Annotated in this window: 15 protein-coding genes and 1 tRNA gene; 10 read left to right on the forward strand and 6 right to left on the reverse strand. The window is 56.0% G+C overall.

The annotated features are described in order from the left end of the window. The first annotated feature begins 45 nt into the window (after positions 1–45). Positions 46–858, forward strand: a complete 813-nt coding sequence (gene folP, locus QQL54_RS04685; RefSeq protein WP_284388111.1) for a dihydropteroate synthase — start codon at positions 46–48, stop codon at positions 856–858. Continuing rightward, positions 851–1,738, forward strand: a complete 888-nt coding sequence (thiD, locus tag QQL54_RS04690) for a bifunctional hydroxymethylpyrimidine kinase/phosphomethylpyrimidine kinase (RefSeq protein WP_284388113.1) — start codon at positions 851–853, stop codon at positions 1,736–1,738. Before folP ends, thiD begins: the two co-directional genes overlap by 8 nt. Here thiD and QQL54_RS04695 read toward each other — a convergent pair. Continuing rightward, positions 1,635–2,606, reverse strand: coding sequence for a DMT family transporter (locus QQL54_RS04695; RefSeq protein WP_284388115.1), 972 nt, complete (start codon positions 2,604–2,606; stop codon positions 1,635–1,637). The two genes, thiD and QQL54_RS04695, sit on opposite strands and share 104 nt — an antisense overlap. A gap of 134 nt (positions 2,607–2,740) precedes the next feature. Between QQL54_RS04695 and QQL54_RS04700 the strand changes: the two genes are divergently transcribed. The 4 genes from QQL54_RS04700 (at position 2,741) to QQL54_RS04715 (ending at position 6,063) form a co-directional block, all read left to right on the forward strand. Next, positions 2,741–4,213, forward strand: coding sequence for a L,D-transpeptidase family protein (locus tag QQL54_RS04700; RefSeq protein WP_284388117.1), 1,473 nt, complete (start codon positions 2,741–2,743; stop codon positions 4,211–4,213). After that, complete coding sequence (locus QQL54_RS04705; RefSeq protein ID WP_284388119.1) at positions 4,210–4,941, forward strand: competence/damage-inducible protein A; 732 nt, start codon at positions 4,210–4,212, stop codon at positions 4,939–4,941. Before QQL54_RS04700 ends, QQL54_RS04705 begins: the two co-directional genes overlap by 4 nt. Positions 4,942–4,953: 12 nt before the next feature. Continuing rightward, positions 4,954–5,040: transfer RNA gene (locus QQL54_RS04710), tRNA-Leu, on the forward strand. Positions 5,041–5,397: 357 nt separating this feature from the next. Beyond that, positions 5,398–6,063, forward strand: coding sequence for a hypothetical protein (locus QQL54_RS04715; RefSeq protein ID WP_284388121.1), 666 nt, complete (start codon positions 5,398–5,400; stop codon positions 6,061–6,063). Between the two features lie 70 nt (positions 6,064–6,133). Here QQL54_RS04715 and QQL54_RS04720 read toward each other — a convergent pair whose 3' ends face one another. After that, a complete protein-coding gene (locus QQL54_RS04720; protein WP_284388122.1) occupies positions 6,134–6,883 on the reverse strand; it encodes a hypothetical protein in 750 nt (249 codons plus the stop codon). Between the two features lie 584 nt (positions 6,884–7,467). Here QQL54_RS04720 and QQL54_RS04725 point away from each other — a divergent pair. Then, entirely contained in the window at positions 7,468–8,256 is a 789-nt protein-coding gene (locus QQL54_RS04725; protein WP_284388124.1) for an alpha/beta hydrolase, read from the forward strand. Between the two features lie 11 nt (positions 8,257–8,267). Here the strand turns inward: QQL54_RS04725 and QQL54_RS04730 are convergent, their stop codons facing one another. The 3 genes from QQL54_RS04730 to QQL54_RS04740 form a co-directional block, all read right to left on the reverse strand. Then, positions 8,268–9,317 (reverse strand): RluA family pseudouridine synthase, encoded by a 1,050-nt coding sequence (locus tag QQL54_RS04730; RefSeq protein WP_284388126.1) that lies wholly within the window; start codon positions 9,315–9,317, stop codon positions 8,268–8,270. Then, positions 9,314–11,569: a coiled-coil domain-containing protein gene (locus QQL54_RS04735; protein WP_284388128.1), complete on the reverse strand. Its 2,256-nt coding sequence runs from the start codon at positions 11,567–11,569 to the stop codon at positions 9,314–9,316. The genes QQL54_RS04730 and QQL54_RS04735 overlap by 4 nt, the downstream gene beginning before the upstream one ends. Before the next feature lie 104 nt (positions 11,570–11,673). Continuing rightward, complete coding sequence (locus QQL54_RS04740; RefSeq protein WP_284388131.1) at positions 11,674–12,834, reverse strand: CPBP family intramembrane glutamic endopeptidase; 1,161 nt, start codon at positions 12,832–12,834, stop codon at positions 11,674–11,676. Between the two features lie 70 nt (positions 12,835–12,904). Between QQL54_RS04740 and QQL54_RS04745 the strand changes: the two genes are divergently transcribed. The 3 genes from QQL54_RS04745 to pbpC all read left to right on the forward strand — a co-directional run bounded on the left by QQL54_RS04745 (position 12,905) and on the right by pbpC (position 20,445). Beyond that, positions 12,905–13,267, forward strand: coding sequence for an Hpt domain-containing protein (locus QQL54_RS04745; protein ID WP_284388133.1), 363 nt, complete (start codon positions 12,905–12,907; stop codon positions 13,265–13,267). 306 nt (positions 13,268–13,573) lie between these two features. Further along, positions 13,574–18,460, forward strand: coding sequence for an alpha-2-macroglobulin family protein (locus tag QQL54_RS04750; RefSeq protein ID WP_284388135.1), 4,887 nt, complete (start codon positions 13,574–13,576; stop codon positions 18,458–18,460). Further along, complete coding sequence (gene pbpC / locus QQL54_RS04755) at positions 18,457–20,445, forward strand: penicillin-binding protein 1C (protein WP_284388138.1); 1,989 nt, start codon at positions 18,457–18,459, stop codon at positions 20,443–20,445. Before QQL54_RS04750 ends, pbpC begins: the two co-directional genes overlap by 4 nt. Here the strand turns inward: pbpC and QQL54_RS04760 are convergent. Further along, a complete protein-coding gene (locus tag QQL54_RS04760; RefSeq protein WP_284388140.1) occupies positions 20,377–20,994 on the reverse strand; it encodes a uracil-DNA glycosylase family protein in 618 nt (205 codons plus the stop codon). The two genes, pbpC and QQL54_RS04760, sit on opposite strands and share 69 nt — an antisense overlap. Positions 20,995–21,045: the final 51 nt, after the last annotated feature.

Below are 21,045 nucleotides of genomic sequence, written 5' to 3' on the forward strand. Positions count from 1 at the left end.
CAGGGCCGGGTTTTTCTTTGCGCTAACATCGCTTAAGGCGCGCACATGTTCACCCGTCCTAAAATCATGGGCATCCTCAATGTTACGCCGGATAGTTTTTCTGACGGCGGCCAAATTGGCGATCTCGACAGCGCCGTACGGCAAGCGCGGCGGATGATCGGTGAGGGTGCGGATATTCTCGACATTGGTGGCGAAAGCACACGTCCCGGCGCAGCCACTGTCTCCGTGTCTGAGGAGATAAGCCGTGTCGTTCCTGTCATTCAGGCCATCCGTTCGGCGACGCTCGACGACGACCCCGGACCTATCATCAGCATTGATACGCGCAAACCAGCCGTCGCCGAAGCGGCTATCCTTGCGGGCGCGGATATTTGGAATGATGTGTCCGCGCTGACTTACTCAGAAGATAGCGTGTCGCTTGCGGCTGATCTTGGCTGTCCGGTCATCCTGATGCACGCTCAGGGGACGCCAGAGACGATGCAGGATCGCCCGCATTATGATGATCCAGTCGACGAGGTGCTGAACTATCTACGCGCTCGGATTGAGGCCTGCGAAGCGGCGGGCATCGAGCGCGACCAGATCACAATCGATCCGGGCATCGGTTTCGGAAAACGCTTATCCGATAATCTCACCATCCTGCGTCACACAGACCGCTTTGCTGCGCTCGCACCGACCTTGATCGGCACGTCGCGCAAGAGCTTTATCCAGAAGATTGATGGCAGCCCCGTCGACAGACGATTGCCAGGCTCGCTCTCCAGCGCGATTTATGCGGCAAGCAACGGGGTGGCGGTCTTGCGCGTTCACGATGTAGCGGAGACGCTGCAAGCTATTCGAGTTTGGGAATCCATTGAGCATGACTGAAACATCCCCCGAAACCCCTGCTGGCCGGGTTCTCATCATTGCGGGCTCTGACTCCTCTGGCGGAGCGGGCATTCAAGCCGACATCAAGGCGTGCGCGGCGTTTGGCGCGTATTCGATGACGGCGATCACGGCTCTAACGGCACAGAACACACTCGGCGTACACCGGGTCGAGTTGGTGTCACCAGATATGGTCAAAGCGCAGATCGACGCATGCGTCGAGGATATCGGTGTGGATGTTATCAAGATCGGCATGCTGGGGTCTGAGGCGATCATTCGCGCCGTTCACGCAGCGATTGAGCCGCTGGACGCGCTGGTAGTGCTTGATCCTGTGATGGTATCGACCAGCGGCGACGCTTTGCTGGAAGAGGGCGCTGTTACGTTGATGAAGGAATTACTGGTCCCCATCGCCGACTTGGTCACGCCCAACGTGCCGGAAGCAGAAATCCTGACGGGGCTGACGGTGACGGATACGGACGATTTATCCAAGGCGGGTGACGCCATTCTTAAGATGGGGGCTTATGCGGCCCTGATGAAAGGCGGGCATTTGGACACGAAATCTGTTGTGGATGTTCTGGTCTCTGAAGACGGAGCCAGCGTTATGACCGGACCGCGTCTTCACACGCGACATACGCACGGGACGGGCTGCACGCTGGCCAGCGCGATTGCCGCGGCTCTGTCTCTAGGCGCCAACCTTGATGAAGCTGTCGCCTCCGCGCGGGACTATGTGTTTGAAGCGATCCGCACGGCCCCAAAACTGGGGCAGGGCAATGGCCCGCTTAATCACGGTCTGGCCTTACCGGCGGGATCGGAGGACGGGGACGGCCCCGCTCCGGAGTCGGCAAATCCGTTTGCGGCCCTGAAGTCGCTGAAAAGCGAGTAGACGACAACCGGCTGACCATTACGCCGATGATGATGACGATGAAGGCAACCACCAGCTTCCATGTGAACGGTTCGGACAGAAACCACACCCCAAAAATAACGCTGACGACAGGCGGGAAATAGTTCAGCCGCGCCATAGCGCTCGGTCCGACCCGGTCGATAAAAACAAGATAGAGGATCGTTGCGCCGAAGCCCAACAGCACGATCATCGTCAAGGCCGTTGCGTTCGGGACATAACCGCTAGGGTCGGCAATCATCGCGGCGATTAAAGCCGCGAGACAGGCGGCCCCCATCATAATGGCAGCCCCGATCGTCGCAGGCGTTTTCGGAGCTCGCTTGGCCGCCACCGTTGTGCCCGCATAACAGAAAGCAGCGCCCAGAATAGTGAGTTGGGCGACCCAATCGCCTGTTACACCGAGACCGAATTCGTCTGGCATGAACAAGACAGCCACACCCAAAAAACCGATAAAGAAACCGAGGATTTTGAAGCCTGTCAGTTTCTCCTCGGTGAAAAAGTGAGCCAGAACGATGGTGATGAGCGGCATTGCGCCGACGATCACAGCCGTAAGCCCGCTATCGACCGTCAACTGACCCTTCGCCATCAGAAGGAAAGGGGTCACAGCGCCCGTTAAGCCGAGGACAGCATACCAGAGCCAACGCGTATCGCGGAGCGGCGGAAAACGGTCACCCTTGATGAGGGCATAGGCTGTGAGAAACAGGGCACCGACGACTAGTCGCCAAGCCGTCAGCCAGAACGGGCTAATATGATCAACCGCGACGCCGACAAAGTTGAACGCACTGCCCCATATCAGCACCAAGGCGAGGCATAGGGCGATCAGGGCTGGACGGCTTAAAGGGTGTGTCTCCATAGGCTCGCGTGGCAGTCCGTCACAATCCGGTCAACGCTCTGCATTAATTAGAACAAAAGTTATTCGCAGTCGATGTTCAAGCTGATTGCAACTCTTGGTTAGCCCCGCAAAAAGGGCACATGTTGAAACCAATAATGTCCGCACTCGTAGCGTCTCTGATCCTGTCCTCAGGCGCGGCCGCGACCGCGCCGGGTCCGATCAACCCGCTCGCGCCGAAAGCTATGCTGGCCTATACAGGCGGATCGGACATTGTGCCGGGTCCGACCATTCCAAAAGCTGAACTGATTGCCGCGCTCAATAGCGTTGCGGCGCATGGCTTGAACCCGGCTGACTATCATCTTGCAACCCTTGAAACTTATGGAACAGAAGGCGAGATGGAGCTTTACGCAATCGATGCTTGGATGAGTGCGGCTTCGCATATTGCCTTTGGCAAATTGTCGCCTAGTTCGGTCGAACCCAATTGGACGGCTAAGGGTCGTCAGGCAGACCTCATTGCTCACTTCAATACAGCGCTGAGAGATGGAACACTGGCTAGCAGCCTTGATACGCTCGCGCCACAACATGCCGCCTATCAGTCTCTCAGAGCGGGGCTTGCCACGCGCCTGTCCGCGTCACCCAAAACTGATATTTTGATACCGGCGGGCGAAACATTGAAACTCGGCCTGACAACAGCTCGCGTAGGGACACTGCAAACGCGTCTTGGCATAGAGGTGACAGGATCATTTGATGCGGCCACAGAAGAGGCTGTGAAAGCCTTTCAGACTGAAAACGGCTTGGACGTTGACGGAGCCGTCGGGCCGGCGACGATCCGCGCGCTTAACCGGACGGGTTCACAAGAGATGGATCAGTTGAAGGTCAATCTGGAACGCTGGCGTTGGTTACCAGATGAGCTCGGGCGGCGTCATGTTCGCGTGAATATTGCTGATTTTTCGGTTCAGGCTTGGAAAGATGGACAGATAGACCGGGTGCACGCCGCGATTATCGGCAAAACATTCCGCAAGACCCCAGTCTTCTCTGACGAAATATCGCATGTTGTGCTCAATCCGTGGTGGGAAACACCAGTCAGTTTAGCGCGTCAGGATAAGCTGCCGCTGTTCAAACGTGATCCAGCGGCGGTGCAACGTCTCGGCTTTCAAGTTCTTGACCGAGAAGGGAAGGTCGTTGATGCCTCAACGATCGATTGGGCCGCCATTCCCGCAGGCAGCATGCCCTACCGTATCCGCCAAGCTCCAGGCGCTAAGAATGCGTTGGGGCAAGTGAAGATCATGTTTCCCAATATCCATAATGTCTATTTGCATGACACTCCGGATCGCGGTCTGTTTGCCCAGCGACAGCGGGCGTTTTCGTCTGGATGTATTCGGACACAAGACCCGATTGATCTGACTGAATGGCTGCTGTCAGACACGCCTGGTTGGGACCGGACCAAAATTGACGCAACGCTGCTGACCAATCGCGAAACACGGGTCAATCTGACCTCTAAAGTCCCTGTCCATGTGCTCTATTTGACAGCAGTCAGTGACGCGGCAGGCGTACGTTTCGTTGACGATGTTTATGACCGGGACGCGGCGGTTCTGTCAGGTTTGACTAAACGGGCGAGCGCGCGATGAAGATTGTCACTGCAGGGGTTTTACTGATTGGCGATGAGCTGCTCTCAGGCCGAACGCAGGATACAAACCTCGCCACTATAGCCAAATTTTTGGCGCCACTCGGTGTCGGCGTCGGTGAAGCCCGAATCCTACCCGATGACGCAACTCTTATCTCGCAGACGGTTCGTGATTTTAGTGAACGTTTTGATTATGTCTTCACGACGGGCGGAATCGGCCCAACCCATGATGACATCACTGCCGATTCTATCGCGGCTGCGTTTAATCTTTCGATTAGCGAGCGTGAGGACGCGCTGGAGGCGCTGCGGGAACGCTACGGTGAAGACGACCTCAATACCGCTCGACGCCGCATGGCCCGCATCCCCGACGGTGCCTCGCTGATCGCAAATCCGGTTAGTCAGGCCCCCGGGTTTCAAACGCACAACGTCTTTACTCTCGCGGGCGTACCGCAGATCATGCGCGGCATGCTGGCCGATATTGGGCATCGGATCGAAGGCGGGGCGAAGACACACCAGATTTCAGTGATTGCTGAAGGGATCGGTGAAGGCGACGCGGCGGCGGGCTTGGCTGAAATCGAAGCGGAATATGATGGCGTTGCCATTGGCAGTTACCCATTCTTCAACAACGAACTTCGCGGTGTATCCTTCGTTGCGCGCGGACGCGATCTGGCGCAGCTCAAACGTGTTGAAACAGACCTCAACGCACTTGTCGCGACGCTGACACACGGTTAGGAGGCCCTGTCGGCGGGCGTGGTGGAATCGGTAGACACGACAGACTTAAAATCTGTTTTCCGCAAGGAAGTGCCGGTTCAAGTCCGGCCGCCCGCACCATCGCAGTAAAGCATTGAAATCATTTAGTTTTCGAAGTTCACTCAAGTGGGGTGTTTTCAACAACCCTTGCAAACTACTGTATTTATTACATATTTCTGTTCGATCAACGCGTAGGTATAGCTCTACAAAGCATTGGTCTTTTGTGGTGCTAAGTTCAAAACTGAAGAGTCGCCCAAATAGACCTTCGAAGCGACCTAAAACGCCCAAACTAAGCCGCTTACCCTTTAATGGACAGAATACAGTAAAGCGCTATGGTTCTGTCTAACGGATCAGGGGCGCATCATCTTACTTCGCAGCATAACAAAACATGTCAAAGACCAAAACTGGTTCGCTGTTGCACTTGATTTCTGGATCGTCGTGATCGGCGTATTTTTTGGTATCCAAATCGGAAATTGGAACGAAACGCGACTAGATCAGAATGCCTATGAACAAGCCCATGACCGTATGGTGATTGAGGCCAGAAACAATATTGAAGCTCTTGAAGAATCAATAACACTACATGCGCCAATGATACAAAACTTCAGATCTGCCATTGAAGACATCCGAGCATGCCGCGATGATGAAGAGAGCAAAGACAGAATAGAATCCGCAGTTGAGTCAATAGGCTCAACGATGTCGCCCAATTATCACAACACCGCGATCTCTCAACTCACAACCTCTGAACGCTTGCTTGAAAGACAGACAGTGGAACGTCGCGAACATTACTTGAAATACGCTAGATCACTGAGCTCACGAATGCAGTATAGCCAAACTATGTTCGAGAATATGGAAAGCAGAGCCTATGATCTACATTCATTTCTCGACTATGGTCCATACTATTCGACGGCAGGAAAGAAGAGTTTAGCAGACATTTGGGGGGACCAACGCTCTATAGTTTTAGTCGTCGAGCCAACGATTGCTTGTCAAGACGATGCATTTCGCAAACTATTATATCGATGGGAAAGTGGACACACTTATCAGATGGACTTGATGGCATGGGTGGTCGCAGATACGAAAACATATCTGGAAGAGTTGGGCGAATAAGGGTGTTTCACCACGCATTCGAGAGACCTTTAACCACCAAAGTAGGACACTCGCTTATTTCCGAGTAAAGTTATGCAGGCGGAACGGCTCCGTATTTTCCTGCAATGACTAAGATGCCAATGATTTGCGTAATTATACTGATGCTGACATTAATGCCCACAATGATGAGCGCCAAGAGGGCCGCTCTCCATGTTTTCGAAAACCCTGTTACGTTACAAAAACCTCCGCGATAACCCGCTTGAAAGTCGATAGTAAAAGTAATGAGGGCTAGAAAAACCCCGTATAGTGTTAGCATGTGGCTAGGAACAAATACCATTATCGTAAGGAATAAAGGCATTAAGCTCGTGCTGGGTACTAAAACCGCAAAGAGGTAACGCTGCCTAAGAGCAATTGTCGTTTTTTCTCCCCAAGCACGGTAAAGCAGAGCCAAAAAAACCATACTGACAATTTGCGTTATAGGCGTCAGTCCGAATATCCACAGAACAGCCTCGCGCCCAACGTCGTCATAAGACAGGCCTTCTGGCAGTGGTAACCCAGCGTTAGAAAAACCACCTGAAAATGCGTCAATCATACCTTGATTGCCGCCTAACCACCAAAATTTGAGGGCGGAGAAAATCGCAAAGAAGGCCAACCATAGCCTGATAGAGGGTGTATATTTGTTATCCCAATCGGGTATTCTGGCCGTTGCGAAATAGCGCTTGGGATGAGTCCATAGAGTTGCGATCGACCTTAGGCCGCGAATGTTCAGGCCAAAAAGATCTTCAATAATTGTATCCGCTGATAGCTTGGTAAGGTGGTTTTCCGGCTCTGCATTTGCCATTTAAACTCCGTGTCCTTGTTCAGTTTTCTTATCGTGAACCGCCCTAAAAGTCTAAGCACCGTCTAGTGGTTGCAGAGTTAAAAGATAGAAGTTTTCCAATATCCGCTTTTCGAGGACGCCTACTTATCATGCAAAAGTTTTAATGTCCGTTTTGCCCACGTAGTTGACATTAAACGAGAGTCTTAATTCGCCTCATTTAAACCGTTAACAAGCAGAAGCAGGGACGATCTTTCCCGAACGAAATCTCTTGTTCGGGACTGCTAAGCTCAGAATAACGAGGGGAGGGAGGCTGGCTGCAGATGTTTGGAACTGTAATTGAATTCACAACTTCATCCGAATTGCGCGTCAGCAACCTATTATAACGCTCTACCTCATCCCAAAGCCCGTCTACCAAAGCCTCATCAGCTGCGTGAAAAGTGTTCGATGTAATATTGTCGGACTGCGCCAATTCAAATTCTTTAAAACTACGCTTCGGCTCATTACCCTCACTGGCAGATCACGTCCGAGCGAGCGTTATGTGACTTGTGTTGCATGAGTCATTGTCTGAAGACTGGCGTGACCATGACGCGATTTAAGGTGTGGCTATGAAGACCGATAGAATTGAATTCCCTGGAGCCCTCGGACACGCGCTCTCCGCCAAGATCGACTATCCGGATAGTGGCGAAGTCACGTCTTGGTGTGTCTTTGCACACGGCTTTTCTATCGGGAAAGATCTGAAACCGGTCCGGACGATCAGTCAGTCCTTAGTCGAAGAAGGCTACGGCATGCTGCGTTTCGATTTTACCGGGTTGGGGCAGAGTGGCGGCAATTTTTCCGACACGAATTTTTCGACCAATGTGCAAGAAATCAAGAATGCTTGCGATTTTCTGCGTGAGAATTACGCGGCGCCGCGCATCCTGATTGGACATAGTTTTGGCGGCACGGCTGCATTGAAGGCGGCGGAGCAAGTGCCGGAATGTAAGGCGGTCTCGACCATTGGTAGCCCCTGTTCGACCACACATATCATTCACCAGTTTGCGGATCAGCTGTCCGAAATTGTCAAAGACGGCGAAGCAGAAGTCTTGTTGGGTGGTCGCCCGTTCACGATTAAAGAGCAATTCATCAAAGACGCGGAAATGCACGATGTTGCCGCGGATCTGGGAGATCTGGGCCGAGCTTTACTCATTTTCCATAGCCCGCAAGATACGGTCGTATCGATCAGTAATGCGGGTCATATCTTTGGCGCGGCGCGGCATCCCAAGAGCTTCGTCACATTGGACGGCGCCGATCACTTACTTCTGAAAGACGATAAGGATGCGGATTATGTGGGTCGCGTGTTAGCGGCTTGGGCGCACCGCTATGTCTGCGAACATGGTGAAGACGGGCACGCTTAGGACGGCCTCATTTAGGAAGGTAAGGATTCCAACGCCGCAACCAGCGCCTGATAATCGGCGGGCGGCGGTGTCTCAAACAACAGCTCTTCTTTCGTCACTGGATGAATAAAACCGAGCGAGCGAGCATGAAGCGCTTGGCGTTTAAAGGTCGCTACTGCGTCCCGAACGCGCGATTCAATCTCTGACTTGTCGGACAGAAATGATTTGTGATTGCCGTAGAGCGGATCGCCGAGCAGCGGGCAGCCAATATGCGCCATGTGAACACGGATTTGGTGCGTCCGCCCTGTCTCTAACCGACATTCGACTTCGGCAACGACGGGCGTGCCGACACTCGCGTTCTTTTTTTGCCCGAAACCGCGCAAGCCCGCGTAATGGGTGATGGCATGACGGCCGTGATCAGACGCGTCCAGATCATTGTTCGTGCCCCGCACGACGGCTTGTTTTTTCCGATCATGTGGCGCGCGTGCCAGCCGGGTCGCGATGGTTCCGCTTCGTGGATTAGGCCGACCGCGAACGAGGCAAATATAGGCCCGCTCCATCGTGTGTTTGGCGAATTGTTTAGCGAGGCCGCGATGTGCCGCGTCTGTTTTGGCGACGACCATCACGCCCGATGTGTCCTTGTCGAGACGGTGCACAATACCGGGGCGCATCACACCGCCGATACCTGATAGGCTGTCGGCGCAGTGGAATAGCAGGGCATTGACCAGAGTCCCAGACCGCGAGCCGGGGGCCGGATGAACCGTCAGGCCAGAGGGCTTATCAATCACAATGAGATACTCGTCTTCATACAAAATGGAGAGCGGAATATCCTCCGGCGTCGGCGTATCATCCACGGGCGGTGGAACATGCACGGCATATTCAACACCGGGCTTCACCTTACCGGTCAGCTTACGAATGAGGGTTCCGTCGGCCCGAACACAATCGGATTCAACGAGGGCTTTTATCCGGGCGCGGGAGAGTTCTGTCCAACTGGAAAGCCACTTGTCCACGCGCTGGCCGGCGTCACCGTCCTCTGCCGTGCGCGCTTCCCAACTTCCTGATGCAAGCTCTGTATCGCTCACGAGGTCATCAGCGCAGCGGCGCAAAGAAGGTAGGCGCGTCCGCTCGCCGTGCCGAGCTCAGCCCGAATTTTCGTTTGGTCGCGTTGGGTCTGGAGGTGCGTATCGAAATTACGCCGGAATCCTTCTGCCCTAAGACGAAATTCCAAATCCGCTGATAAGACGCCGCGCAAATGGATCACGGGGGCGTTTAGGCGAGAGAAGACAGCTTCGGACTGCGCGGTTTCTCCACCCTCACGGCGCGCTTCCGTGGCGTCAATGATCGTGCCTTGATCGACGACGGCACTAGGGGCGAGTTTGACTTCGCAAAGCCGAGCGACGACGTCAGATCCGTCCGGTAATTTCGGCGTAGGTGGCGGTGGGCTTAGCGGTACACCGGGCGGCGGGCGATCAATTCTTGAATTACCTCTACTGGGCGTGTCCCTTGTGATTGGATCCATCGAGCCCAGCATGTCACGCCAACGCCAATCTTCTTTATCCTGTTCGTCTTTCTTAGACCGTCCGAACATGCGTCCAGACGGCGCCTCTTCACCCGGCCGCCGGACGAGATCGAGATCAGAAAGAGTCGGTGCCGACGGTTGCGGCTGTATCGTATCCATCGGTAGATCGAGGGGTTCAATGAGATCGAGGGTCTGATCTTCGGGCAACTCAGGGATGGCTAGATCTTCAGGTTCGACTGGTGGGAAGTCCGAATCCAAAGGTTTCAAATGGAGTCGACCTGACGGGGAGGGCTGTTTGGTGTCTGGGACCTCAAGGCCGAGATCCAGTGCCTTGGCCCCGTCCATGCGGGATTGCAGCGCTCGTAACTCACCTTCCATTATGGACAACTCACGCCGGGTCTGGGCAACACTATCGCTGACACGGTCGGCAATGTCTGCGGTGAAAGCCTTGGACCGCGTGTCGGATTCCGACATCGTCGAGTCGATGTCGGACAAGCGCGCCGTCAATTGAGCCTGAATTCCGCGCGCATGGTCGAGTAGCGCCGTCAGGCGACCTTCTGTGATCTCGATTTGGGCATCGATAGCGCTGAGCTGATCGGTTTGCTTGGCTAGGGCTGTTTCGACGGCTGTCGTCTCGCCTGACAACTGGCCATCAAGGCTGGCGAGATGCTCGGCCTGACGCTCATAGACGCGGTCGAGTTCCGCCGCGCGTTCCGAAATTTTGTCGGACATGATGGATAAGCGGCCTTCAGCATCGGTGAAAATTTGCTCAGCTGTTTTTGCAATATCTGATAGGGAGGAGCTGCGCTCAGACGTCTGTTGTGTCGCGCGGTCTAATCCATCCATCGCGGCACCGACCTGTTCGACGGCGGCATCGCTGACACTCGCGAGCTGTCCGCGATGTCGGTCGACTGTGTCGGCCAATGTACTCATCTGGGTCTCGAAGGTGGATGACAGATCAGAAAAGGCGTCGCGATGATCCGTCATGGCGCGTGCGATCGATTCCGTACGGTCCACCATGAGGCGGGTTTTGCCGTCCATATCCGCAGATTGGCGCGTGATCTGCGCAACGAGTGTGTCGAGTTCCGCTCTCGACTGCGCCATGCGACTGTCAACCTGAGCCAGCTCGCGGCGAATGGCGCTCGACATATTTGTAATGTCCTCGGTGACGGACTGGTCAGCTCGCGTCAGGCGATCCGCAATCTCGGCCAATTGCATGGATCGTGTCTGAGTTTGCCCCAAGGTCCGCAAACTCGCCCACAACGCAAGAACAGTCGCGGTTGAGACGAATGCTGCCATAATCAACCCTGCCAGACCAATAGGCGAAACTGTCTGCGCGTCTTGGATATAAGCATAGGCCAGGGCACCTACGCCGATGACGGTTAATACGGCCAAAAGGGGTCCGATCCAGCCAAGACGTGTAGGCGCGTCATAGGACGGCGCAACGACGACGGGACGAACCGGGGCAATCATATCGGCTGCGACCGTGTTTGACGCGACCTCTTCCTTGGACGGGATAATTTGGTCTAGCCGCATCACTGTGATGGGCGGTTCGTTCAGTTCAGCGTCGGCAGGTGCGTGATCTTCAATGTCGTCATCTGCGGGTTCGACGAGTTCGATAATCGGACGAAACAGCGTGGTCGGAATATCGACGACGGTTCGCAGGCCAAGTTTACCATTCGTTTGAGGACTGTCAGTGCCCACGTCAGCCGCCTCAGATGAGAGTTCATCTTCGACCGGTTCGGGGACGAGGGCGATGGGCTCTTCATCGGGTTCAGGGTCGATGGAGAATATCTTTTTGCTGATGTCTGACACAATTCTCCCTCTTACCCGCTCATTGGATTCGTCTACTCCGCTAACATAGGCATTCGTTTGACGAAAGTCGGTTCGGCTACGGATCAATCTATCAATTTAGAGCCCTAAATAATGGATTTCTCTCTCTTTGGCCGCCGTGTCGCATAGAGTATGACGAGGACAATCATGAGGATGACTATCACACTGACCGCGTCGCTGGTTGGTTCTGATTTAACCTGCCAAATTGATGGCGTCGGCAGGGCAGAATTTTCGTAATTCACGAAAATGGCCGCAAACGTGTTGTTGCCCGCATGGACGCCAATCGCTGATTCCAGCCCATCATCAATCAGAACCATCAGACAGCAGGCGAACCCAAAGAAGAAATAGCCGCTCATCACGATAGGCAGATTGCCCGCTTCTGCGCCAGCTTGCGCTTCTGGATTGGCAAGGTGCAACGCCATGAACAGACCGCTGGTAAGGATAAAAGCGACCCACTTACTACGCAGTATATGGGTCAAACCCTTATTCATATATCCGCGCACAACGATCTCTTCCGTCGCGCTTTGAATGGGCAAAAGCAGAAGTGAGAGGATGGCGTAAGGCAGGAAGCGCGCGGCGTCGAAAACGAATTCCGGCGACTTTTCACTGAATTGGCTGGTGAACAGGCCATAGGCAGCCAGCACGACCCACATGATCAGGAAGGATTCGAAAACGCGACGCCAGCGAAAGCTCACCCACGCCGTGTGAAGGTCTTTCAAAGGCAATTTATGGACGAGCTTCCAGCCGAGATAAAGTCCGCCCAGAGCGGCCGGAAACGTTAGAAGCATCAACATATAAGCGACCGGAGAGAGACCAACCACTGAGAGTATGAGGCCATTGGCCTCACCCATCTCGCCATTGGCAAGCAAGAATATCCCGCCTCCGGCGAACGTCATGAACGCGCCGATCAAGCCCGTCACCAGAGACCCTCGGCCTTTCGTGCCAAGATAGTGAACTCCGAAACCAATCGCAGCCATCAATCCACCGATGATGAAAAGCAGGCTTGCAAACCCGATTTGGGCGATGACGTCTGTGGTCATGCCCGCGTTCATTAACTCGTTGAGCTGGTCGGCCGCTTCCGGATTGAGATCGCGCAACATATCCAGAAAAGGCGAGGTGAAGGCGAGTTGCCCGAAAATCCACGCGACGATGGTCAGCCAAAAGACGGCAATCCAGTCATACCAGCGAACATTGCCGTTCATATTGCGATCATAATAATTCATCGAAGTCGCGGTCCAATCTTGCATCCGAGCGTCGCTTAGGCCTAACCTCGTCACGGCAGAGCGCAAGAGCGTCCTACTGATTCCAGGAGGTAGCATGGCCGACCCGCAAATCGATTTCGATCATCTCAATCGATACGTCGCGGGTGACGTTGCTCTGACGCGTGAGATTTTCTCTCTCTTCATCCACCAAACCGAAATGTGGGGCAAAGGCCTGTTGGCTGACTCAGACGATGAGGTTTGGGCTTCTGTTACCCATTCTCTTAAAGGGTCGGCGAGGGCTGTCGGGGCAATGCATCTCGCAAAAATGTGCGAAGATGCAGAAGAACTTGTCGGTGATGGGCGACGTATGGGAGCCAGAGATGTCGCTGTTCAGAATATCGAATTCGCGGTCGATCAAGTCCGTACCGAGATCCAGCGCTGGGAATATGCTCAGGGACTGAAAGATCTGCGAAGCTGAAACGCAAACGCCGCCACCCGGGGAGGGGCGACGGCGTCACAGAGAGGTTGCGTGAACTCTGTGTTTGATTCGGCCCAACAAGGGTGAGCCCGAACGCAATCGCGTCCGTTGTTGATCTTGTGATAGGCGGCACTGCTTTCGCCGGGCTTTAGAAACAGCCTTAAAGCGCGGTAAATTCATTCTTATAGCGTCGTTTTCTCCGTCTTGGCGCAAGAGCGTCGTCATCCTGCCGCAAACCCGACAAACTTGCCGAATAATGCTAAGCTGCGCAGGAAGCGCCATTCGGGCAAACGGGGTGAACATAATATGAGCGGCAATAAGGGTTTGGGTCTGGGGCTGTTAATTGCCCTTATTTTGGGATTATCAGGCGTGTTGGGCTATTGGCTCGGTCTAGACGGGTCAGACGCTGTTTCAGACCGTGTGAGTTCGCCGACTGACGCTGTTGATGTCATCCGCCCGGATCGATCTGGCTCCACGCCACCCGACACAGATATCGAAATTTCGGGCTCTATATTTGGCTCTGACAGTGATGGCTCCACCGCGCTTCGCTATCTCGGCATGACAACCCAGTTTGACGACGGAACGCCCAAAGCCTGTTTGCGTTTTTCCGCCGATTTGGATGGTGACCGCGTTGTCGACGATAAGGCCTTTGTGCGCATTACGCCGGAGGCTCCGTTTTCCTTACAAGTGGAAGGTCGGTCGCTCTGCGTTCTCGGTCTGGGTGAAGCCGCCAATCAAACCGTAACCGTCTTACCCGGTTTTGAGGCGGCCAATGGTGCCGCCCTTCAATCTCAACTTGTCGAGGTAATCGCGTTTGATCCCAAACCTGCCATGGTCGGTTTTGTTGGCGACGGCATCATCCTGCCGCGCGCCAATGATGCAGTGCTCGGTATTAAAGCGATGAATGCGGATGCGGTGCAGCTGACCCTCTACCGCGTCAATCACCGGGCTTTGTTCGACCAGACCCCCGATGTGGGTGAGACAACCGTCGAGGGCGATTGGTCTTGGAACTCCGCCGCGTGGAGCACGCGCGTTGAAATACATCAGGATCGGATCGAGACGCTCGGTGAGGTCAATGAAGTCGTCCAAGTCGGCTATCCGCTCGACCCGGTTGTGTCCGAACATGGACCCGGCGCTTATGTTGTGGAAATCAGCCGTGCGGTTGACGGCGATGAAAACCGCGTCGCGACATCTTGGCGTTGGCTCTATGTCACGGATTTGGCGCTCGCCTCATACCGCACAACGGACGCGCTTGATGTGACGGTGCGGTCCATTGCCAGCGCGCGGACGGTCGGGGATGTTAAGCTGACCCTGATTGCGCGTAACAATGATGTGCTGGCTGAGGCACAATCCGATGCAAACGGTCGTGTGAGCTTCTCCGGTGCACTCCTGCGAGGAACAGGCAATATGGCTCCGAAAATGTTGCTGGCCTACGCGGGTGACGATGATTTTGCCGCGCTTGATCTGGCTCGCAGTCCACTTGATTTGACCGCCTATGACGTAACGGGCCGTGAAGCCTCCGGTCCTGTGGACGGCTTCCTCTACACAGAGCGCGGCGTTTATCGACCTGGCGAAACTGTGCATCTGACGGCCCTGATCCGGGATGCGAAAGCCAATGCAGCCTTCAAGCGTGACGGCACGCTGCGGGTCCGTCAGCCAGACGGCACTGAATTTTCCGAAGCGCGCATATCGCCGAGCACAATGGCAGGCGCGCTAAGCCGTGAGATTTCTATTCCGTCTGATGCGCCGCGCGGGCGTTGGTCGGTTGAGTTGGAACTGGACGGGCTCGATACAGTTGGCACGGTCCGGTTTGCGGTTGAAGATTTCATACCGGAGCAACTTCGGTTGGATGTGCGCGCCGGTGACGCGCCGCTCGTTCTCGGGACACCGCGTGATCTAACGGTCGCTGCCGATTTCCTATATGGTGCAGCGGGCCGCGATTTGGAGGCAGAGACCGAGGCCAGGGTCACCGTCGATCCCGACCCGTTTCCGCAATGGTCCGGCTATTCGTTCGGCCATTCGGTTGAAAGCTATCGCGAGCAATTTGTAACACTGGGGCAGGGCCGCACCGATGCAGACGGATTGTTCCGAACCAGTATTGATCTTGCCGGAAACGAATTCCGATCTAGCTCGCCTTTGCGTCTGTTTGTGACGGCAGGTGTCGCCGAACCAAGCGGTCGCTTTGTGCGCGACAGTCTCTTTCTGCCGCTCCGCTCTGAGCCTACCTATATTGGCTTCGATCCCGTTTTCGATGGTGGTTATGCCAAGCGTAATACACCCGCTGAAATAGATCTGGTCGCTGTTGATGCGATGGGCGACCGAACCTCAGTAGCGGGCACAATCTCGCTGATCCGCGAAGACTATGACTATCACTGGTACCGCGAAAATGGCCGCTGGCGTTATCGTCGCGACCGCCGTGATATTGTTGTGGACGAAGCCACGATCAACCTCGGACCGGACGCGCCCTATCGTTTCTCGCAAGCTTTGCCATATGGGCAATATCGCGTTCAATTTGAGACGGAAGACGGCACGATGTTCTCGTATCAGTTCGGGTCTGGGTGGAGACGTGCCGGGGGCGACTCTGACACGCCTGACCGTATCGAACTCGGTCTCAGCCAAGCCAAGGTTTCGGCCGGGGACACGGTCGTGATCAGCGTGAACTCGCCATTCGCTGGGACGGGAGAGTTGGTCATCGCAGACCGCGCCGTTCGTACGGTTCAAACGGTTCGCATCAATGAAGGCCAATCAGAAATCCGCCTGCCGATTGCGCGGGATTGGACGACCGATCTCTACGCGATGCTGACCGTTTATACGCCGGGCGCGGATGCTCAGCCGAAGCGCGCTGTTGGACTTGTTCACGTGCCGATGGATCGTAGCGCGCAAGAATTGGACGTCACGCTCGACCTACCCGCCAAGATCACACCGCGCACCGAGCAAGATGTGGTTGTGAAGGTTGCGGGACTGGATGGGGAGCAAGCCTTTCTGACGCTTGCCGCTATTGATACCGGTATTCTTCAGATTACGGATTACAGCCCGCCCGAGCCGGAATCGCATTATTTCGGCAAGCTGGCATTCCCAATCGACGTGTATGATGATTACGCGCGGATGCTTGCGCCGTTCTCATCGGTTGACCGGGTTGGTGGAGATACTTTGGGCGGCGCAGGACTTTCTGTCGTCCCCACAAAAATCGTCAGCCTGTTCCAAGGTCCCGTCGAAATCCGCAATGGCGAAGCGACGGTGGCGTTAAATGTGCCAGATTTCCAAGGTGAGCTGACCGTGATGACGGTCGCTTGGTCCGAAACGAAATTGGGCAGCGCCTCGACCCGCATGGTCGTCCGCGATCCCGTGACTGTACAACTATCCCTGCCGCGCTTTCTCGCACCGGGAGACCGAGCTGTGGCGACGGTTGCAATGGACAATGTCGATGGTTTGGACGGGACCTACACAGCCTTGATCAGCCGCGACGGCTCAGAAGTCGGCGTTGCTGAACGATTGCTCGCCAATGGGGCGCGGAGTGAAGACGGAATTGATGTCATCGCAGACGACATTGGTATTTCGACCTATAGTCTCGCGGCGCAGGGGCCTGAATTTGAAGTCTCACGAGATTACCGGATCGAGACGCGGGCTGCGGCGATGCCAGAGACACGCACACGTTTCGTCAAGGTTGATCCCGACGAAAGTCTCACACTCGCTTTTGCTGATGATCGACGTGGGCTTGTCGCAGGAAGCGAAGAGACGCTGGTCTCTGCGTCCTTCTCGCCGGGACTTGATCCACGGCCATTGCTCGTCTCGCTGCAACGCTATCCATATGGCTGCACGGAACAGACGACGAGTGTGGCGATGCCGCTGCTCTTGTCTGAAAGCCTCGGGGGCATTCCTGGCTTTGATGATGCTCAACGCCGCGCGTCGATCCAATCGGCGGTCGAGACGCTTCTCGGTCGCCAGAGCGCTGATGGTGCCTTTGGTCTGTGGCGACGCGGGGACGGCAATGCGAGCCCCTATCTGCAACTCTATGCCAGTGACTTCGTGCTGCAGGCAGCCGCAGCAGGTCTGAATGTTCCCGACAGTGCTAAAAAGCGCACGCTGGACGCAGTTCGGTCATTGAGCCGTCTCGACAGCAATTCGAGCCTGCCGCTCGATTATAATTTCGGGCTCGATGACGATGCACCGGATTATGAGTTGCGCGCCGCGGAGCGAGCTGCTTATGCGCTCGCTTTATTGGCCCGTCATGACCGGGTTAAGAAGACCGATCTGCTCTATCTCGATCGTCGTTTCGGCGAGCGGATGCGTAGCTCGATTTCGCAGTCACAGCTCGGCTATGCACTCGCTGCTATGGGCGAAATAGATCGCGGGACGGCGGCTTTCCGCCGCGCGTCGAACCGCATGAACGGCGACGGTATCACCTATTACGATAGCGATATCCGCAACGCGGCCGCTTTGATGGCCCTTTCGGTAAACCTACCCGAAGATGTGCTGACAGCGGCGATGCTGACCTTGCAAGTGGATCAACCAGAGACGTTGAATACGCATGAGAAAGCGTGGGTGCTGCGCGCCTTAGCGGGTCGCCGCACGGGCGATGCGCCGTTCAAGGCCGACTCGGCTTGGACTAAATCAGGATCGTCCGCGAGCCAGATTGTTGGTGCCGATACGCTCACCGTGAACAATGTGGAAAATGCCCCCGTCTGGCTGCAAGTCTCTGTCACCGGCTTGCCGGATGGCCCGATGGCAGCCCGCGCCCAAGGGGCGAGCTTGACCAAGCGTCTGTTTGACATGGATGGCCGGTCGGTCACCGCAAATACGGTCGCGCGCGGTGAACGGCTTGTGGTTCTGCTCGAAGCGGATGCGCGTAGCAGCACATCCTCTATGTGGGTCGTGGCCGATCTACTGCCCGCAGGCTTTGAGATTGAGACTATTCTCGGCTCGGACGATGCGGGCGATACCGGTCCATTCCCGTGGCTCGGGTCGCTGTCAGATATGGATATGGCTGAAGCGCGCGATGACCGGTTTGTGACCTCTTGGAGGACAAGCTCTCGCTACGACGATAGCACGCGACGCGTCGCCTATGTGGTCCGCGCCATCACGCAGGGCGACTTCGCGTTGCCGGGCGCACATCTGGAAGACATGTACCGTCCGAGCCGTATGGCGACGACGGCGGGCAGCCGTATCCAAGTGACACCTGCGCCGACCCTGTGACACGTCTCCGCCTCATCATGGTGGCAGTCGTGGCTCTCACGCTCGGTTGGCTGTGCGTCCCTGTTCTGCCAAGCGATGCGGATACAGTCTCGTCAGTCCTGCGCGACCGTGACGGTGAGGTGATGCATATCGCCAGTGTCGAGGATGGCCGCATTCGTTTGCCTGCCAATCTGGATCGCATTGACCCGGCCTTCATCGAGGCTTTGGTCGCGATGGAAGATAAGCGGTTTTACAGCCATGTCGGGTTTGATCCGATGGCCATTGGTCGTGCGATAAAGAGTAATCTGAGCGCAGGTGAGGTGGTGTCTGGCGCGTCGACGATCACACAACAGCTTGGCCGCCAATATCGCCCGCGACCGCGCACGATGCCGACAAAGATAGTCGAAGCGTTAGAGGCGGTCCGCCTCGATCTGCGGATGAGCAAAACGGAGCAGCTTGAACGCTATCTGACGCGGATTTCCTACGGGTCCAATATTGAAGGGATCGAAGCTGCCTCGCGTCTCTGGCTTGGCAAATCGCCACGCTACCTAACCACTGACGAGATCGCGTTGCTGTTGGCACTGCCGCAATCGCCAGAAGCTCGCCGCCCGGACCGTAATCCGATAGCGGCCAAAGCCGGACGCGACCGAATTCTTGACCGTATGGCCCAAGAAGGCCTGATCGATCCACAGGTGGCGGAGGCATCGAAGACTCAACCGGTCCCGACAAGGCGGGAGTCTTTGCCCAACCGCGATCTCCTCGCTTACCAGACGTTTGGTGACGGGATTAGCACGTTGGACGCGGCAGAGCAGGCGCGTGTGGCGCGGGTTTTGTCCGACTGGACTCGCAAACGGCCCGTCCCGGTCAATGCGGCGGCGATGATTGTGCATCTACCGACACGCGAAGTCCGCACTCTGGTCGGGACGGGGGCGCGTGATCACGCGGGTGGTTGGATCGACATGACGGACCGAGTTCGCTCACCCGGCTCAACCCTCAAACCCTTCATCTATGCGATGGCGCAGGATGACGGCGCGCTGGATCTGGAAAGCGCAGTGCGTGACGCGCCGACCCGGTTCGGCGCATACCGACCGGAGAATTTCACGCGCCGCTATCATGGCACAGTCACCGTACGCGAAGCCTTGCAACATTCTCTCAATGTTCCCGCTGTGACGGCATTGCACGCGGTTGGAGCCGACCGGTTTCGCGCGGCTTTGGCGGCCGCTGGACCGCAGGCCAGAGGCCGAATTGGAGATACGAAAGGCGAAGGTTTAGCGCTGGCGTTGGGCGGGACAGGCCTGTCGGCGCGCGACCTGGCCTTGCTGTATACGGCATTAGGCAATGGCGGCGAAGCCGGACCGTTACGCTTCAAGCCGGACGCGCCAGACGACGGCTCCTATCAACTTGTTTCACGTGAAACAGCGGACGCTGTCGTGGACGCATTGCGCGGCGCGCCTGTGCCTAAGGGGTTCGCCAACATGTCAGGCGTAGGACGGATCGCCTATAAGACGGGGACGTCTTACGGCTTTCGCGACAGTTGGGCGGCAGGGTTGGCGGGTGAGTATGCAATCATTGTTTGGACAGGTCGCCCGGACGGCGCACCGCGTCCGGGCAGTACGGGCCGAGGGTCTGCTGCGCCACTTCTGTTTGATATTGCCGCGCCGCTAATAATGCCAGAACGCGACCACCGCCTGTCCGAAGCCCCGACCGCCTTGAAGACCGTGGCCGCTCAAACAGATCGCGGCCCGGTTATTCTATTCCCGGCGGACGGAACCGATGTGCTTGAGAGTGATCGGGGCCTGTCGATCTCTGTCGATAGTGATGAGGCTGTACAGCTATTCGTGTCGGGCGAACCCGTTCGGCGTGAAGCGGGGCTGGCGGTCTGGAAACCAAAGTCACCCGGCTTTTACCAAGTCAGCGCCGTTGATGCGCTGGGCCGCTCAACGAACGCCAATATCCGCGTCGTCTCGCGTGACCAACTCGTCGACGCGCCGCCTCAGCTCCGTTAGTTCTTCCGCGAACCAGTCATGTTTTTTGATCCAGCCATTATTGCGCCAGGATGGATGCGGTAGCGGCATGATGGTGGGTCCGTAGGACCGCCAATCTTTGACGGTCTCGGTGAGAGTCCGCTTCGCCGCAGGGCCAAGATAATGTTTCACCGCATACATGCCGACCAGCAGTGTCAACTCTACCCCGACCATGTGTTCATCCAATTTGGCCTGCCAGAGCGGCGCGCATTCCGGGCGCGGGGGTAGATCGCCTCCCTTGGTATCTTGTCCCGGAAAGCAGAAACCCATCGGGGTGATCGCGAAATTGTCCGTGTCATAAAAGGTCGCCGGATTGACGCCGAGCCAATCGCGGAGTCTAACGCCGGATGGATCGGTGAAGGGGCGAGAGCTAGCATGGGCAAGCGTTCCGGGGGCTTGGCCGATGATGCGGATCTTCGAACGAGCTGTCGCTTGCAAGATTGGGTTGGGTTCAACGGGCAGCGGCGGTGTTGAGTGCTTACAGACCTCACAGGCGCGGATGGTCTCGAGGAGGGAGGGCAGTTGCGACAAGAGGTAAACCTTTCCAACAACGCCGCGAGATAATGCGTGAGTTGTGCGCTC

It is taken from the genome of Algimonas ampicilliniresistens (genome assembly GCF_030159955.1).
Taxonomy (GTDB): domain Bacteria; phylum Pseudomonadota; class Alphaproteobacteria; order Caulobacterales; family Maricaulaceae; genus Litorimonas; species Litorimonas ampicilliniresistens.